17 protein-coding genes are annotated in these 14177 nt (G+C 70.8%); 8 read left to right on the top strand and 9 right to left on the bottom strand.

Features of this window, described 5'->3' with window-relative positions; translation table 11 throughout:
- Positions 1-397 precede the first annotated feature (397 nt).
- Positions 398-961 carry a dihydrofolate reductase family protein gene (locus ACIBH1_RS11805; protein WP_397313665.1) on the top strand — a complete coding sequence of 188 codons (564 nt, stop codon included), beginning with the start codon at positions 398-400 and terminating at the stop codon, positions 959-961.
- Positions 962-991: 30 nt separating this feature from the next.
- On the opposite strand, the gene ACIBH1_RS11800 is transcribed toward ACIBH1_RS11805, so the two are convergent.
- The gene (locus ACIBH1_RS11800; protein ID WP_397313664.1) at positions 992-1960 is read right to left on the bottom strand and encodes an RNA polymerase subunit sigma-70; all 969 of its coding nucleotides are present in this window, start codon (positions 1958-1960) and stop codon (positions 992-994) included.
- A 112-nt stretch (positions 1961-2072) separates the two neighbouring features.
- On the opposite strand from ACIBH1_RS11800, the gene ACIBH1_RS11795 reads away from it, so the two are divergent.
- From ACIBH1_RS11795 to ACIBH1_RS11775, 5 genes are all read left to right on the top strand, one after another.
- Positions 2073-2657 (top strand): TetR/AcrR family transcriptional regulator, encoded by a 585-nt coding sequence (locus ACIBH1_RS11795; protein WP_397313663.1) that lies wholly within the window; start codon positions 2073-2075, stop codon positions 2655-2657.
- Positions 2654-3415 carry an alpha/beta fold hydrolase gene (locus ACIBH1_RS11790; protein WP_397313662.1) on the top strand — a complete coding sequence of 254 codons (762 nt, stop codon included), beginning with the start codon at positions 2654-2656 and terminating at the stop codon, positions 3413-3415. Before ACIBH1_RS11795 ends, ACIBH1_RS11790 begins: the two co-directional genes overlap by 4 nt.
- A gap of 179 nt (positions 3416-3594) precedes the next feature.
- On the top strand, positions 3595-4179 hold the full coding sequence (locus tag ACIBH1_RS11785; protein WP_397313661.1) for a hypothetical protein: 585 nt from the start codon (positions 3595-3597) through the stop codon (positions 4177-4179).
- A gap of 41 nt (positions 4180-4220) precedes the next feature.
- Positions 4221-5264, top strand: a complete 1044-nt coding sequence (locus ACIBH1_RS11780) for a DUF5937 family protein (RefSeq protein WP_397313660.1) — start codon at positions 4221-4223, stop codon at positions 5262-5264.
- An 88-nt stretch (positions 5265-5352) separates the two neighbouring features.
- The gene (locus ACIBH1_RS11775) at positions 5353-5853 is read left to right on the top strand and encodes a DinB family protein (protein WP_397313659.1); all 501 of its coding nucleotides are present in this window, start codon (positions 5353-5355) and stop codon (positions 5851-5853) included.
- Between the two features lie 14 nt (positions 5854-5867).
- On the opposite strand, the gene ACIBH1_RS11770 is transcribed toward ACIBH1_RS11775, so the two are convergent.
- From ACIBH1_RS11770 to ACIBH1_RS11755, 4 genes are all read right to left on the bottom strand, one after another.
- Entirely contained in the window at positions 5868-6689 is an 822-nt protein-coding gene (locus ACIBH1_RS11770; RefSeq protein ID WP_397313658.1) for an MBL fold metallo-hydrolase, read from the bottom strand.
- A gap of 205 nt (positions 6690-6894) precedes the next feature.
- The gene (locus tag ACIBH1_RS11765) at positions 6895-7356 is read right to left on the bottom strand and encodes a GNAT family N-acetyltransferase (RefSeq protein ID WP_397313657.1); all 462 of its coding nucleotides are present in this window, start codon (positions 7354-7356) and stop codon (positions 6895-6897) included.
- A gap of 9 nt (positions 7357-7365) precedes the next feature.
- A complete protein-coding gene (locus ACIBH1_RS11760) occupies positions 7366-7857 on the bottom strand; it encodes a dihydrofolate reductase (RefSeq protein WP_397313656.1) in 492 nt (163 codons plus the stop codon).
- Positions 7854-8651 (bottom strand): thymidylate synthase, encoded by a 798-nt coding sequence (locus ACIBH1_RS11755; RefSeq protein ID WP_397313654.1) that lies wholly within the window; start codon positions 8649-8651, stop codon positions 7854-7856. The genes ACIBH1_RS11760 and ACIBH1_RS11755 overlap by 4 nt, the downstream gene beginning before the upstream one ends.
- Positions 8652-8801: 150 nt before the next feature.
- On the opposite strand from ACIBH1_RS11755, the gene ACIBH1_RS11750 reads away from it, so the two are divergent.
- Positions 8802-9659: an aminoglycoside adenylyltransferase domain-containing protein gene (locus ACIBH1_RS11750; RefSeq protein ID WP_397313652.1), complete on the top strand. Its 858-nt coding sequence runs from the start codon at positions 8802-8804 to the stop codon at positions 9657-9659.
- 125 nt (positions 9660-9784) lie between these two features.
- Here ACIBH1_RS11750 and ACIBH1_RS11745 read toward each other — a convergent pair whose 3' ends face one another.
- Both ACIBH1_RS11745 and ACIBH1_RS11740 read right to left on the bottom strand, forming a co-directional pair.
- Positions 9785-11314 (bottom strand): FAD-dependent monooxygenase, encoded by a 1530-nt coding sequence (locus ACIBH1_RS11745; protein WP_397313651.1) that lies wholly within the window; start codon positions 11312-11314, stop codon positions 9785-9787.
- Positions 11311-11910 (bottom strand): CatB-related O-acetyltransferase, encoded by a 600-nt coding sequence (locus ACIBH1_RS11740; protein ID WP_397313933.1) that lies wholly within the window; start codon positions 11908-11910, stop codon positions 11311-11313. The genes ACIBH1_RS11745 and ACIBH1_RS11740 overlap by 4 nt, the downstream gene beginning before the upstream one ends.
- 103 nt (positions 11911-12013) lie before the next feature.
- Between ACIBH1_RS11740 and ACIBH1_RS11735 the strand changes: the two genes are divergently transcribed.
- Positions 12014-12610, top strand: a complete 597-nt coding sequence (locus tag ACIBH1_RS11735; RefSeq protein ID WP_397313650.1) for a TetR/AcrR family transcriptional regulator — start codon at positions 12014-12016, stop codon at positions 12608-12610.
- Here ACIBH1_RS11735 and ACIBH1_RS11730 read toward each other — a convergent pair.
- Both ACIBH1_RS11730 and ACIBH1_RS11725 read right to left on the bottom strand, forming a co-directional pair.
- Positions 12588-13733 carry an RNA polymerase sigma factor gene (locus tag ACIBH1_RS11730; RefSeq protein WP_397313649.1) on the bottom strand — a complete coding sequence of 382 codons (1146 nt, stop codon included), beginning with the start codon at positions 13731-13733 and terminating at the stop codon, positions 12588-12590. The genes ACIBH1_RS11735 and ACIBH1_RS11730 overlap by 23 nt on opposite strands.
- Positions 13730-14140 carry a YciI family protein gene (locus ACIBH1_RS11725; protein ID WP_397313648.1) on the bottom strand — a complete coding sequence of 137 codons (411 nt, stop codon included), beginning with the start codon at positions 14138-14140 and terminating at the stop codon, positions 13730-13732. Before ACIBH1_RS11725 ends, ACIBH1_RS11730 begins: the two co-directional genes overlap by 4 nt.
- Positions 14141-14177: the final 37 nt, after the last annotated feature.

The following is a 14177-nucleotide window of genomic DNA, read 5'->3' as shown; positions in this document are numbered from 1 at the left end:
TGATACGACAAACCCTCTTATATCCAGGCAAATACAAGCAGTCAATGGTGCCATTTCGCCACCCCGGCAGCCGAAATAGCAGTGACAGATTCACGTCTAACGTAGCTATTGACACATCAGGACGGCGATGTTATTTAGCGCGGCTAACGTTCGCAAGAATGGCCACCTCAGTGGCACTTCCAGGAAAAATATTGGATTGACTACTCGGCCGACTGAGTATCGGCTGCAAAATTGGGCCTTGACAAAGACAAAGCAACTCTGCTGAATGGCATGCATGTCTACATGCCTTATAGGGACCGACGATTACTAGGGTTTCGGGTCGAGGGGCACGCACCGATTAGGTTTCCGCGGCGTGACCGTCTGTACCTGTGAGATCGACTCACAGGAGGCTGACGACATGCGGAAACTGACCTACGGGATGAACCTGAGCCTGGACGGCTACGTCGCCGCGCCCGGCGACAATCTCGACTGGGGGGCGCCCAGCGACGAGCTGTTCCAGTGGTGGTCCGACCGGGTGGCCGCGACGGATCTGGCGCTCTACGGGCGCAAACTGTGGGAGAGGATGAGCTCCCACTGGCCCACCGCCGACGAGCAGCCGGGCGCCACCCCGGCGACGATCGAATACGCGCGCCGCTGGAGGGACATGCCGAAGGCGGTGTTCTCGTCGACGATCGACAAGGTCGACTGGAATACCCGCCTGGTCACCGGCGACGCGGTCGCCGAGATCGCCCGGCTGCGAGCCGAGGACGGCGGCCCGATGGACATCGTCGGCCCGACGCTCGCCGGAGCGGCCATGCGCGCCGGGCTGATCGACGAGTACGTGCTGGTCACCGTCCCGGTCCTGCTGGGCGGCGGCAGGCCGTTCTTCGGCGCGCTCGACAGCTGGGTGAACCTGGACCTGGTCGAGACGCGGACGTTCCCCGGCGGCGTGCTGCTGACCCGGTACGAGACGAGGAGATGAGCCCGGCCCCCACGCTTTGAGCGCGTCCGCTCACAACGTCGCGGGCAGGCCCAGCCAGGGTTTGTCCGCGGCGTCGAACCCGGTGAGCTCGGCGATCTCGCCGTCGGCGATGCGCAGGACCGCGATGGTGAACAGGCGGTGTTCGGGGTCGCCGGGGGCGCGGCGGTACAGCGCGGCGGTGGGCATGCGGTTGACCGTCGTGGCGATGCAGCGCCAGTCGTCGTAGCCGCGCTGGAACAGGCCACCGGAGACCCAGCCGTCCACCGCGTCCTTGGCCCCGACGACCAGGGTGCCCGGGTCGGGCAGCATCGTGAAGCGCAGGTCGTCGCGCAGCAGGGCGGCCAGCCCGTCGAGGTCGTTGCGCTCGTGGGCGTCCATGTACGACCTCACCACGCCGCGCTCGGCCTCCGACAGGTCGTGCGTGGCGGGGCTGCGCCAGTCGAGGCGGCGGCCGGGCAGCTGCTCGCGTATCGTCACGCGCGCCCGCTGCAGTGCGCTGGTCACCGACGGGACGGTCAGGTCGAGGGTTTCGGCGGCCGTCGACGCCGGCCAGCCGAGCACGTCGCGCACGATGAACACCGCCCGCTGCCGGGGCGGCAGGTGCTGGACGGCGACGATGAACGCCAGCTCGATCGTCTCGCGCGCCACCACCGATTCCAGCGGGTCCTCCGGGAGCATCCGGTCCGGGTAGGGCTGCAGGTAGTGCACGTCCGAGCCCGCGCCCGGCAGTTCGGCGGGCACGGGGATGCGGTCGTTGCGCTTGTCCAGGAAGTCGAGGCAGGCGTTCGTCGCGATCCGGTACAGCCAGGTACGCAGCGCGGCATGGCCCTTGAACGACTCCCGCTTGTTCCAGGCGCGCAGGTACGTCTCCTGCGTCATGTCCTGGGCGTCGTCGTAGTTGGCGAGCATGCGGTAGCAGTGCACCTGCAGCTCGCGCCGGTAGGGCTCGGTGATGAGCGCGAACTGTGCGGCGTCGCCTGGCAGTCTGGCGTCGGTCATGGTCGTCAATCCTTCCGTGGGGCGCAAGGGGATACCAGGACTGACGACGTGGCGGCGGATTTCTGAGCGGTATGCTGTGAACAAAAATCCGATCTGTTCAAATGGAGCCACAATGCCGCCCGCGTTCTCCGAGGAAGAGCGGTCGCGGATCACCGGGCAACTGCTCGACACCGCCACCCGCCTCTTCTCGACCCAGGGCCTGCGCAAGACGTCCCTGGAAGAGCTGACCGCTCCCGCGGGCATCGCCAAGTCCTCGCTGTACGCCTTCTTCGACTCCAAGGAGGACCTGTACTTCGAGGCGATGATGCGCCAGAGCGAGCAGGTCAGGCGCCGGGTGATCGACGAGGGGCTCAACCGCGGCGCCGACACCCGCGACGCGCTGCGCCGCTTCCTGCGCGCCACGATCGCCGAGCTCGACACCAATCCGCTCTACCGGCGGCTCATGTCGCACCCCCAGGAGATGGCCGCGGTCGCCGCGAAGCTCACCCCGGAGCGTCTGGCCGCGGCGGCGGACGGCCCGATGGCCGATGTGCTCCGCTTCCTTGGCGCCCGCCTGGAGGGCGATCCGCAGGTCCTGCTCGGCGTGCTGCGCGCGGTCCTGCTGACCCCGCTGCACGCGGACCACCTGGGCGCCGACATCTATCCGGCCGTGATGGACCGCCTGATCGACGCGGTCACAGAAGGGATCACCCCATGATGAACGGCCTGCCGTACCTCTCGGTCGGCGCGGGAGCGCCGCTGGTCGTCCTGCTCTACACCCCCGAGGCGGCCAACCCGACGGGATTGGCACGTTGGTCCACGATGCGGATGGTGCGGCCGTTCGCCGAACATTTCACCGTGTACGTCGTCAACCGGCCGCCCGGGCTGCCGCCGACCACGACGATGTCCGACCTGGCCGCCGTCTACGCGCAAGCGATCAAGGCGACCTTCGAGGGGCCGGTGAACATCCTGGCCATCTCGACCGGCGGCTCCATCGCCCTGCAACTCGCCGCCGACCATCCCGCCCTGGTCGACCGCCTGGTCCTGGCCGGTACGGCCTGCACTCTCGGACCTGACGGCAAGCGCGCCCAGCGCACCTACATCGAGCGCGCACGCCAGGGCAGGCGGCCGAGCCCCGCCTTGGCCGAGATCGTCACCGAGTCGGCGATCGGCCGGAGAGCGCTCCGGTGGCTGCTGTGGCTGTCGGACGGCGGCCGCAAGGACTACAGCGACGCTGTCACCGTTCTCAACGCCGAGGACGGCTTCGACCTGCGCGGCCGGCTGCACACCATCAAGGCCGCCACGTTGCTGATCCAGGGCGGCAAGGACCTCGTCTACCCGCTGGACCTGGCCAGATCCACCGTCGAGGGCATCCCCGACGCCCAACTCGTCGTCTACCCGGGTCGCGGCCACAGCGGCACCTTCACCGACAAACGCTTCAGCTCCGACGCGCTGGCCTTCCTGCTGGACGCGTGATCGTCAGGGCCGGTCCACCGGCTGGACCCGAGGTCGAAGGCCAGGACCCCGACTTCCGCTGTCACCCGCCCCCTGAACCGGCAGCCCACCGACCCCCGGCCTGCTCGCCGACCTGGCGAGCACCCACGCCTGACCTCCCGCGGACGAGCCGGGCCCGGCGGGTGGCCTAGGGTGCCATCGTGACCAAGGTCCAGGCCGGGCAGGCCCCCACCAGCTACGTGACCCGCATGCCCCTGCTCACCGGGGCCAACCCGTTCGTCACCCTCCACGACGGCGACGGCGCGCCCACCGGCTACGCCTCGCTGTGGCAGGTCGACTGGTCCACGCACGGCGCGGGCGCGGCCATGGTGGTGTGGACGCCGGCCGGGCTACGGATCGTGGGCGATCAACCCGAGCTGGCGGCGTGGATCGAGGAACACTTCGTCCGCCACTTCGAGGAAGCCGCGGCGCTGCCGTCATGGCCTGCCGTACAGGCACAACAGGCGGCCGTGCGCCTGCGCATCGACCCGGCGACCGGCGCCCACGCCGAAGCGGCCGGGATGACGGTCAGCATCACCGGCCCCCTCGACGCCCGGCCGTTCGCGCAGGCCGACTTCTCGCTGCGGGGAGTGAACCACGGGCTGTCCATGCAGGTCATCCCTTGCGAGCACGCCACCATCACGATCGACGGCATCGCCGTACCCGGCCGCCCTGTCGTGGTCCGTACGGACGGCCGGCCCACTTCCTCCGCCGTCGTCACCGTGCACGAGGCGTGGAGCGCGTGACGACGATGGCGGTCCTCGGCGCCGGGTGATGGGATCGGGCCATGCCCACGGTGATTACCGGCCTCGACCGGTGCATGCAGGTGGGGTCCCTGCTGCCGGCGGTGTCGGCGCTGACCGAGTTCGGCTCGGCGTTGCACGTCCTGCGCGACCCCGGCCACCACGGCCTGGACGAGTGGGCGGCGAAGATCCTCGCGTCGATGAGCCCCCGCCTGGCGGCCCGGACGCGCTCGTGGTGGTGGACGGCGCAGGCCATCAGGGCAACGCCCTTCGTCACCCCGGCGCCACCGGCCGACACCTTCGCGGACCGGCTGGAGCAGCTCCGTGCCCTCCCCGCCGAGGAACTGGCATCGCAATTGCTCCGTCCGATCGCCCCCTCCGGGGACGGGCAGGTCGCGCTCCGCTGGTCTCGCTCGCGGGGTCCGGCGGTGCAGGCCTGCGTCGAAGCGCTCACCAAGAGGCCGAAGGAGGCGGCCGCGGACTTTCTGGCCTTCCTGCACCGCAGCTGGCAGGAGTGGTTCGAGACCGAGTGGGCGCGCATCCGGCCGGTGCTGGCCGGGCGGGCGCGGCGCTTCGCCGACATGGCGACGCTCCAGGGGCCCGGGGCCGCGCTCGCCGCCGTCGACTCCTCGGTGGAGGTGACGCCGGCAGGGGTGACCGTGCACATCGCGAAGATCCAGGCCGCCCGTCATGACGTGTCGAGGCGCGGGCTCGTCGTGGCGCCCAGCACCTTCATCCGGCCTCACCTGTACGTGGCCGACGTTCCCGGCCGGCCCCTGCTGCTGCTCCACCCCGTCGACGCCGGCTCCGCCGTACCCTCGGCCGCCGCGGTGCGGCGGCGGCTCGAGGTCCTCGCCCACGCGGGCCGCCTGGAGGTCGCCCGGGCGATCGCGACCGAGCCTCGTACGGCGGGCGAGATCGCGATGTTGTGGAATGTGGACCCGACGCAGGTGAACCGGCATCTGCGCGCCCTGGCCGGGGCGGGATTGGCCACGACGGAGAGGCAGGGGCGGTTCGTGCGATACCAGCTCGCGGCCGACGTCCTGGAGGAACTCGGCAGGGATGTGCTGTCGCTGCTGCTGCGCTGAGGACGATTGATCGGATTCGTCAGTCCGCTGGCGCGCCGGCCGCGGTGGTGTTGAAGTCCCTCCAACCGCTCATCGAGGGAGAAACACCATGACGATCTTGTCTTCCGGCGAGGCGATCGGCCGTCTGCGTGCCGATCGGGACATCCTCCTCGCCCGCGTCGACGGGTTGACCGAGGAGCAGCTCGGCTCCGAGTATCTGGTGGATTCGCGCCCGCTCGGCGACTTCTGCCGGTCCTTGCACGATCTCGTCGCTCACGTCCTGATGTGGGATGAGATCAACCTGTCGGTGCTGGCGGAAGCCGCCGCCGGGCGGGAGCACTGGAGCCTCGATCCGCGTTGGGAGGATCCCGCCGTCGGGCGATCGCTGAACATCGGCGGGGTGGAAGCCGGACGCCACCTTTCGCCTGCGCTTCTCCTGCACCGGTTCGGGGCGGTGCACGACGCGATTCTGGACGATCTCGGCAGGGTCGGCGAGGAGGCCTGGGAAGGGGTCGGCGCGCTGGCGCAGAGGGTGTGGACCGTGCCCGGGAACCCGGCGTACTGGCATGCCGCCATCCACCTCGGCGCGGTGCCGCCGACGGGGAGCTAGCCGCGCCTACCGGATCACACCACCACGAACGGCTCCGTCAGGTGCGGCGCCGCCAGATGCAGCCTGGTGGCGGGTGCGCCGCCCAGCATGCGCTTCCTCGAATTCCTGGCCTCTTCCGGATCCACCTCGTGGGCGTAGGCGAGGTCGGGGTGGAGCAGCTGGAGCGCGTGCACCAGGAGGTCTCCGGTGACGAGCACCGCCTCTCCCCCGTCTGTGACCAGGACGCTCTGGTGGCCGGGCGTGTGGCCGGGCGTGGCGACCGCCTGCCCAACGCGCATCGGCGTGTCCCCGTCGAGCAGCCGGAGCCGGCCCGTGGTCGCGAGCGGGTCGATGAGGGTCTCGCGGAGCTGCGGGTTGAGCGCGTCGACGGCATCCAGCTCGGCCCGCTGCAGCACGTAGTCGGCGTTCGGGAAGTAGGGGCGGCGGCCGGTGCTCTCGGGCGCCTCGGTCACCACCGCCCAGCCGACGTGGTCGGTGTGCAGGTGCGTGAGCACCACGGTGTCGACCTCGGCCGGGTCGATGCCCGCGGCGGCCAGCGAGTCGGGCAGCCTGCCCGGCACGGGCGCCCACGAGCTGGCCGGGCTGTCGGCCGGGCCGATCCCGGCATCGACGAGCGTCAGGCCCTTGTCGTTGCGGATCGCGTACGCGCGGAACTGCAGCCACCATCGGCCCTCGGTGTCGACCGCGTCAGGATCGTAGCGGTCGGCCTCGGCCCAGTGGGCGTCGGTGGCTTGGGGGAAGGCTTCGGCGCGCGGGGAGAAGAAGGGGCCCTCGGCATCGGCGAGGGCGATGATCTCGGTCGAGCCGATCCGGAGGCGGGGAACGCTGAGGGACATGGTCGCGATCCTGCCATGCCCGCCTCAGCGGACCGTCGCCGTGCCCGAGGCGGACCAGCGCACTGCCCGAGGCGGTTCGGCGCTCTGCTCGAGGCGGTTCGGCGCCTTAACCGGTCCCCTGCCCGCTGCCGACGAGGGCCCCGCCCGAAGCCGACCGACCTCTGCCCGAAGCCGACCGGCGCCCTACCCGAGGCGATTCGGTGCTTTAGCCGAGGTCGAGGACGCCGACGGTCTGGCCGCCGGTGGTTTCCCCGGTCGGGCGGAAGCCGAGCTTGAGGTAGAAGTTCTCCGGCCCGTCGTCTCCCGGCTCCCAGGAGACGAACATCTGCCGCGCCCCGCGCCGTTTGACCTCGGCGGCGACCGCCTCGACGGCGAAGCGCCCGACTCCCTGGCCCTGCGCCTCCGGCGTCACGTTGAGGCGCCACAACCCGGACCGGAAGTCGACGCCCTTGCCGTTCCAGTCGATCTCGACGAAGGCCATGAGGAAGCCCACCGCCTTGTCGTCCGCGTCGAGGATCAGCCGCGGCCAGGCCGCGTCGCCGAAGACGTACGCCTCGGCCAGCGATTTCGCCACAGGCGAGACGAACCGCTCCTGATCGGTGCGGACCTTCACGGTGAGGGCGAGATCGATGTTGGCCTGGGTGACGGGGACGAGACGGAGGTTCATGGGAAGACTCTATTGTGCGCTTTCGACCCTTTGTCCGTTCCAGGCCAGGAAGCGGTAGTGCAGCCCGGTGACCGACTCCTGCCAGGGCCCGGCGGAGTCCGGAGGCCGTCCCACCTCGGGTGCGCGCGTGTCGCCCTCGAAGGTCTCGCGGATCTCGGTGACCTCGATGCGGTCGGCGAAGGCAAGGGCCGCCTGGTACACGGCCGCGCCACCGATCACCCACACGTCGCCGGACGCTACGGCGAGCGCCTGCCGCAGATCGGGGAAGGTCTCCACGCCCTCCTGCGGGCTGCGCGAGAGCACGAGATTGCGCCTGCCCGGCAGCGGCCGGAACCGCGGCGGCAGCGACTCCCAGGTGCGACGCCCCATGAGGACGGTCGCGCCCGTGGTCAGGGTCCGGAAGTGCTGGAGATCCTCCGGCAGATGCCACGGCAGCGTGCCGTCACGGCCGATGACGCCGTTCGACGACTGCGCCCAGATCAGCCCGATCACCCCGATCACACGGCCACCTGGGCCCGGATGGCGGGGTGCGGGTCGTAGCCGTCCAGGCTGATGTCCTCGTAGGTGTAGTCGAACAGGCTGTCGGCCGGCTTCAGACTCAGCGTGGGGAATGACCGCGCGTCGCGGGCGAGCTGGGTGCGGACCTGGTCCTCGTGGTTGTCGTAGATGTGACAGTCACCGCCGGTCCAGACGAAGTCGCCGACGCCGAGGCCCACCTGCTGGGCGATCATGTGCGTCAGCAGGGCGTAGCTGGCGATGTTGAACGGCACGCCGAGGAACAGGTCGGCGCTTCGCTGGTAGAGCTGGCAGGACAGCTTGCCGTCGGCGACGTAGAACTGGAAGAACGCGTGGCAGGGCGGAAGCGCCATGCGCGGGATGTCGGCGACGTTCCAGGCCGACACGATGATGCGCCGGGAGTCGGGGTTCTCCCGCAGCGTGCGCAGGACCTCGCTGATCTGGTCGATGTGCCCGCCGTCGGGAGTCGGCCATGAGCGCCACTGAACGCCGTAGATCGGCCCGAGGTCGCCGTCCGGCGCCGCCCATTCGTCCCAGATCGTGACGCCGTGGTCGCGCAGCCAGGTGACGTTCCCGTCGCCGCGCAGGAACCACAGCAGCTCGTAGGCGATCGAGCGGAAGTGGACCTTCTTGGTCGTGATCAGCGGGAAGCCGTCAGCCAGCCGGTAGCGCAGCTGGTGACCGAAGATCGACCGCGTGCCCGTGCCGGTGCGGTCCTCCTTGCGGGTGCCCGAGTCGAGGACGTGGCGGAGAAGATCTTCGTACTGCGTGTTCGGCATGGTCACAAGCCTAGCCAAGGGGCCCGCGAAGGTTGGCCATTCGGACGAGTGCCTGTCCGAGCGTCGCCCGCGGCGGAGCTACACCAGCAGACCGTAGGCCGCCGCCAGACGGCCGAGCGCCGCGGCGAGGCCCCTGACAGGATGGCCCCCATGCTTCCACGTGACGTGGCACGCGCGGCATCACGCTACCTGTCCACGGCCGATCGGCTGGTGCCGGGCCGTATCCGCGGGTTCTACGTGGTCGGGTCGGCCGCGCTGGGCGCCTGGCGGGCGGGGTGCGGCGACATCGACTTCGTCGCCGCCGTGGACGGCGACCTCGGTGACCGGGACCTCCGGAGGTTGTCGTTGCTGCACAAGGTCGCCAATGTCCCCGCGGCCTGGCAGGCTCTCGTCCGGGGCAGGCCGACCATCCCGGGCACGTTGAACGGCGTGTTCGTCGCAGCCCGCGACCTGGGCAAGCCGGTGTCGCGCATCCGTCCGCTCGCCTCGCACAGCGGGCCGTCCTTCCAGCGGGGGCGCGGGTTCGAGGTGAATCCGGTGGTGTGGAAGATCTTCCTGGAGAAGGGCGTCGCGGTGCGCGGCCCGGCGCCCGGTGAATTGGGTCTCGATCCGGAGCCGGGCATGCTGCGCGAGTGGAATCTGCGGCAACTGCACGGCCACTTCGCCACGTGGGCACGTCAGGCGATGTCGGACAGGCCTCCGCGTAAGCCGTTGCTTCCGGCTCATCGGGTGGCGTTGTCGACCGTGCTCGCGCCTCCTCGGTTGCACCACACGATCGTGACGGGTGAGGTGATCTCGAAGGAGGAGGCGGCGGACTACGCGCTGGAGACCTTCGACCGGCGCTGGCATCCGCTGATCCGGTTGGCGCTGGCTCGGCGCCTCGGGGTGCCTGCGCCGGACGAGGCGGCCGCGGTGGACGATCCCCGCGGGCTGCCCCGTCTGGCGGGCGCGTTCGTGCTCGACGTGATCGCCAGCGCGGATCAGGCGGGTGGAGCCACCAGCACATGAAGGCGGGTGAAGCAGGCAGCGCACAAAGGCGGGTGACGCAGGCAGCGGATCAAACGGGTGAGGCAGGCCAGAAGATCGGGCAGGTGAAGCCGGACAGGGGTCAGGCGGGTGAGGCAGGCCGCGGGTCAGGCTGGGCGGAGCCACCAGCGGGAGAGTGCCTCGCGCAGGGCCGGTGCGGCACTCCCCTCGGGTTCGTCGACCGGCACGGCCCAGGCGATGTGGGCGTCCGGGCGGATCAGCAGCGCGTCGGCGGGACGGTCGCCGGTCTTGGCGGTGCGTACGTCGATGCGCTGCCCCCACTCGCGGGCGACCTCGCGCAGGTCGGCGCGGTCGGCCAGGTCGAGGAGGATGGGCCGCGCGGGGCGCAGGAGCTCGGCGACGCCGGTGATCCCCTGGTCGGTGTGCAGGGTGAGGTCGGGGGCGAAGGTTCCGGCCAGCGGGTGGTCCGTGCCGGGTACGGCGTAGCGGATGTCGGCGCCCGCGACCATGGCTCCCATGCGGCGTAGCGGCGCCTCGTCGCCGAGCAGTTCCTGGAACACCTCGCGAAGCGCTTCCGCCGCGGCGTCGTGCCCGCGCCGCAGCGCCACCTGGGCGCGGGTGTGCAGCATGGTGCGGGCGCCGGCGTGGTGGCGTTCGTCGTGGTAGGTGTCCAGGAGTCCCGGCGCGGCCCAGCCCTGCAGGTCGGCGGCCAGTTTCCAGGCGAGGTTCACGGCGTCCAGCATGCCCGCGTTGAGCGCGACGCCGGTGGCGGGGAACAGGTGGGCCGCGTCTCCGGCCACCATGACGCGCCCGGCGCGGTAACGCTCGGCCTGGCGGGCTTTGAAGGTGAAGCGGGACAGCCGCGTCGATCCGGCCAGCGGCACACGGGCGCCCAGGACGCGGTGGACGCTGTCCTGCAGTTCGGCCAGGGTCATCGGGACGTCGTCGTCGTACTCGGTGGTCTCGTCCTCGACGGTGTAGAGCGAGACGCTCCGGGCGCCGGGTGTGGAGCCGAGGCCGAACAGGCCCTGGCCGGTGCGGGTGAATCCGGCCCGGATGACGCCGTAGGCGGGGACGTCGAGGTCGCCGTTGTCGAGCACGGTGACCGAGTCGGGCAGCGTGACCTGGGCCAGCCGGTTGACGTCCGGGTAGGTGTCGCCGGGGAAGGGGATGCCGGCCCAGTCCCTGACCCGGCTGCGCGCTCCGTCGCAGGCCACCACGTAGCGGGCGTTCAGCTGGTAGGCGCCGTCGGGACCTCGCACCTCCACGCGGACCGTGGCGTCGTCCTGGCTGAGCCCGGTCACCTCGTGCCCGCGCCGTACCTCCAGGTCGAGCTCGGTGGCGCGCTCGTCGAGCACCCGCTCGAGCGCCTGCTGCGGCAGCGGCAGGGCGTGCATGGGCGGATCGGCCAGCCGGGTGAGGTCGATGTGCACCCCGCCGAACGGGAAGCGGGGCGCGGGGACGGGGCTGGTGCAGGCCGCGCGGAAGTGGTCGAGCCGGCCTCGGTATCGCAGCAGTTCCAGGATCTGCCCGCCGAGGCCTCCGGCCTTCGGGGTGTCGCGGCGATGGGGGTGCCGCTCCAGCACCAGCGGTCGCATTCCGGCCAGTCCCAGTTCGTTGGCCAGCATGAGGCCGGTCGGACCGGCTCCCACGACGATCACATCGACGTTCGTCATCGTTCTACACTCTCCAGGTCGTCGACGGCGCCCGACATGATCGCACGCACGTGTTCGGTGATGAGTTCCAGGGGCCAGTCCCACCAGGCCACGGCCAGCAGCCGTTCGATGTCGGCGTCGCTGAAGCGGCGGCGGATGAGCCGGGCCGGGTTGCCGCCGACGATGCCGTAGTCGGGCACGTCCTCGACGACGACGGCGCCGGAGGCGATGATCGCGCCGTGGCCGATGCGCACTCCTGGCATCACCGTGGTCCGGTAGCCGAACCAGACGTCGTGGCCCACGACGGTGTCACCCCGGCCTGGCAGGCCGGTGATGAGGTCGAAGTGTTCGGCCCAGGAGCCGCCCATGATCGGGAAGGGGAACGTCGAGGGGCCGTCCATGCGGTGGTTGGCGCCGTTCATGATGAACCGCACGCCCTCCCCCAGCGCGCAGAACCTCCCGATGATCAGCTTCTCCGGCCCGTAGTGGTAGAGCACGTTGCGGGTCTCGAAGGCCGTCGGGTCGTCGGGGTCGTCGTAGTAGGAGAACTCCCCCACCTCGATCAGCGGCGAGGTGACCAGGGGTTTCAGGAGCACCAGGCGCGGCTGGCCGGGCATGGGATGCACCAGGGTCGGGTCGGCGGGAACCAACGTCACGAGATCGTCTTCTTTCCGCGAGGGATTATCAGTACGGAACGTACCGTACCGATAAGATGATGACATGACCAAAGCACCCCACCGTCGCGGCGCCGACCGGACCGAGGCGATCATGCGCACCACGCTGGAGCTCGGCCAGGAGATCGGCTACGCCAGGCTGAGCATGGAGGGCGTGGCCGCGCGGGCGGGGGCGAGCAAGCAGACCGTCTACCGCCGGTGGTCGTCGAAGGGTGCGCTGCTGCTCGACTCGCTGCTGTCGCTGCACGAGCCCGCGCTCGACTACCCCGACACCGGCGACATCATGGCCGACCTGCGCACCCAGATCCACGCGGCCGTCGACCTGCTGGGCGGGCCGCCGTACGGGCCCTTGTTCACCGCCCTGATCGGCGAGGCCCAGGACGACCCGCGGGTCGCCGCCGCGCTCAACGAGCGCCTGATCGCCCCGCAGGCGGCCAAGACCGTCGAACGCCTGAGGGCCGCCCGCGACCAGGGCCAGCTGTCGGAGGCGTTCGACCTCGACCTGGCGATGGCGATCCTGTCGGGCCCGCTGTACTTCCAGCTCCTGATCACGCGGGAGCCCCTCACCCACGCCTACGTCGACCGGATCCTCGACGCCCTGTTCACCGGCCTGGGCCCGGTCAGCCGCGCAGCCGGGCGTTGAGCCTGGCGGCCTGGCGCGTGAGGTGGTCGCGCTCCTGAAGGCTGGGCGCCTGCCGGGCGGCCTCGGCGTACAGGCGGGCGGCGGTCGCCAGGTCGCCATCGCGCTCGTTCAGGTAGGCGGCGACGGCGTTGTAGCGCGGCAGCTCCGGATCGAGCTCGGCCAGCGCGGCCAGGCCGGATCTGGCGCCGTCCGCCTCGCCGACCGCGACGGCCCGGTTGAGGCGCGCCACCGGGTTGCCGGTCAGGCGCACCAGCTCGTCGTACCACTCGACGATCTGCACCCAGTCGGTCTCCTCGGCCGCCTGGGCGTCGGCGTGGAGCGCGGCGATGGCGGCCTGGGCCTGGAACTCCCCCAGCCGGTCGCGGGCCAGGGCGGCCTGGAGCACGTCCACGCCCTCGGCGATCAGGCGGGTGTCCCACAGGCCGCGGTCCTGCTCGGCGAGCGGGACGAGCCGGCCGTCCTCGGCGGTGCGTGCCGTACGGCGGGCGTGATGGAGCAGCATGAGCGCCAGCAGCCCCGCGACCTCCTCGTGCTTGGTCATCACGGCCAGCTGGCGGGTGAGCCTGATCGCCTCCGCCGCGAGGTCGACGTCGCCGGAGTAGCCCTCGTTGAAGACCAGGTAGAGCACGCGCAGCACGGTGGCGACGTCGCCCGGCTGGTTGAGCCGCACGCCGGAGACGGTGCGCTTGGCCCGGCTGATGCGCTGGGCCATGGTCGCCTCCGGCACGAGGTAGGCCTGCGCGATCTGGCGCGTGGTCAGGCCGCCGACCGCTCGCAGCGTCAGCGCGACGGCCGAGGCCGGGGTCAGGGACGGGTGCGCGCACAAGAAGTACAGCTGGAGCGTGTCGTCGACCGTCTCGCAGGGACCCGGCGCGGGCTCGCTGTCGACGCGGAGCTCCCGGTCGCGCCGGGAGGACTCCGCGCGGGCGGCGTCGAGGAACTTGCGCCAGGACACGGTGATCAGCCAGCCCTTGGGGTCGCGCAGCGCCTCGTCGGAGGTCGTGCGCACGGCCTCGACGAGGGCGTCCTGAACGGCGTCCTCGGCCGCCGCGAAGTCGGCTCCGCGGCGGACGAGAACACCGATCACCGCGGGCACCAGCTCCCGCAGCTGCGACTCGTTCACTCGACCACCGTGGGCGGCTGGTCGACCAGGAACGGGCGCACCTCGAGCCACTCGTGGATCGGCAGGCCGCCCGCCCCGGGAGCGGCCGACAGCTCGCCGGCCAGCTCGATCGCCCGCTCGTAGGTGTCGACGTCGATCACCATCCAGCCGGCGATCAGATCCTTGGTCTCGGCGAACGGGCCGTCGGTGACCGGCGGCCGCCCCTCGCCGTCATAGCGGACGAACGTCCCCTCGGGCGCGAGCGCCTGGGCGTCGACGAACTCACCGCTGTCCACGAGCCGGTCGGCGAAGTCGCGCATGTACTTCATGTGCGCGGAGAACTCCTCCGGCGTCCACTGGTCGCCGGGCACGTCGTTGACCGCCGCCGGCGCGCCCCGGTAGTGCTTGAGAAGCAGGTACTTGGCCATCGTGTTCTCCTTCGGTGTCGTGTTCCGCACCGGGGAC

This window comes from Nonomuraea sp. NPDC050663 (assembly GCF_044456985.1).
Taxonomy (GTDB): Bacteria; Actinomycetota; Actinomycetes; order Streptosporangiales; family Streptosporangiaceae; genus Nonomuraea.
Note: the sequence above shows the minus strand (reverse complement) of the source record. Positions and strands in the feature narration are given on the sequence as shown.

Coding starts and splice junctions, on each gene's coding strand:
- ACIBH1_RS11805 (WP_397313665.1), top strand. CDS start 398: ATGCGGAAACTGACCTACGGGATGAACCTGAGCCTGGACGGCTACGTC.
- ACIBH1_RS11800 (WP_397313664.1), bottom strand. CDS start 1,960: ATGACCGACGCCAGACTGCCAGGCGACGCCGCACAGTTCGCGCTCATC.
- ACIBH1_RS11795 (WP_397313663.1), top strand. CDS start 2,073: ATGCCGCCCGCGTTCTCCGAGGAAGAGCGGTCGCGGATCACCGGGCAA.
- ACIBH1_RS11790 (WP_397313662.1), top strand. CDS start 2,654: ATGATGAACGGCCTGCCGTACCTCTCGGTCGGCGCGGGAGCGCCGCTG.
- ACIBH1_RS11780 (WP_397313660.1), top strand. CDS start 4,221: ATGCCCACGGTGATTACCGGCCTCGACCGGTGCATGCAGGTGGGGTCC.
- ACIBH1_RS11775 (WP_397313659.1), top strand. CDS start 5,353: ATGACGATCTTGTCTTCCGGCGAGGCGATCGGCCGTCTGCGTGCCGAT.
- ACIBH1_RS11770 (WP_397313658.1), bottom strand. CDS start 6,689: ATGTCCCTCAGCGTTCCCCGCCTCCGGATCGGCTCGACCGAGATCATC.
- ACIBH1_RS11765 (WP_397313657.1), bottom strand. CDS start 7,356: ATGAACCTCCGTCTCGTCCCCGTCACCCAGGCCAACATCGATCTCGCC.
- ACIBH1_RS11755 (WP_397313654.1), bottom strand. CDS start 8,651: ATGCCGAACACGCAGTACGAAGATCTTCTCCGCCACGTCCTCGACTCG.
- ACIBH1_RS11750 (WP_397313652.1), top strand. CDS start 8,802: ATGCTTCCACGTGACGTGGCACGCGCGGCATCACGCTACCTGTCCACG.
- ACIBH1_RS11745 (WP_397313651.1), bottom strand. CDS start 11,314: ATGACGAACGTCGATGTGATCGTCGTGGGAGCCGGTCCGACCGGCCTC.
- ACIBH1_RS11740 (WP_397313933.1), bottom strand. CDS start 11,910: ATGCCCGGCCAGCCGCGCCTGGTGCTCCTGAAACCCCTGGTCACCTCG.
- ACIBH1_RS11735 (WP_397313650.1), top strand. CDS start 12,014: ATGACCAAAGCACCCCACCGTCGCGGCGCCGACCGGACCGAGGCGATC.
- ACIBH1_RS11725 (WP_397313648.1), bottom strand. CDS start 14,140: ATGGCCAAGTACCTGCTTCTCAAGCACTACCGGGGCGCGCCGGCGGCG.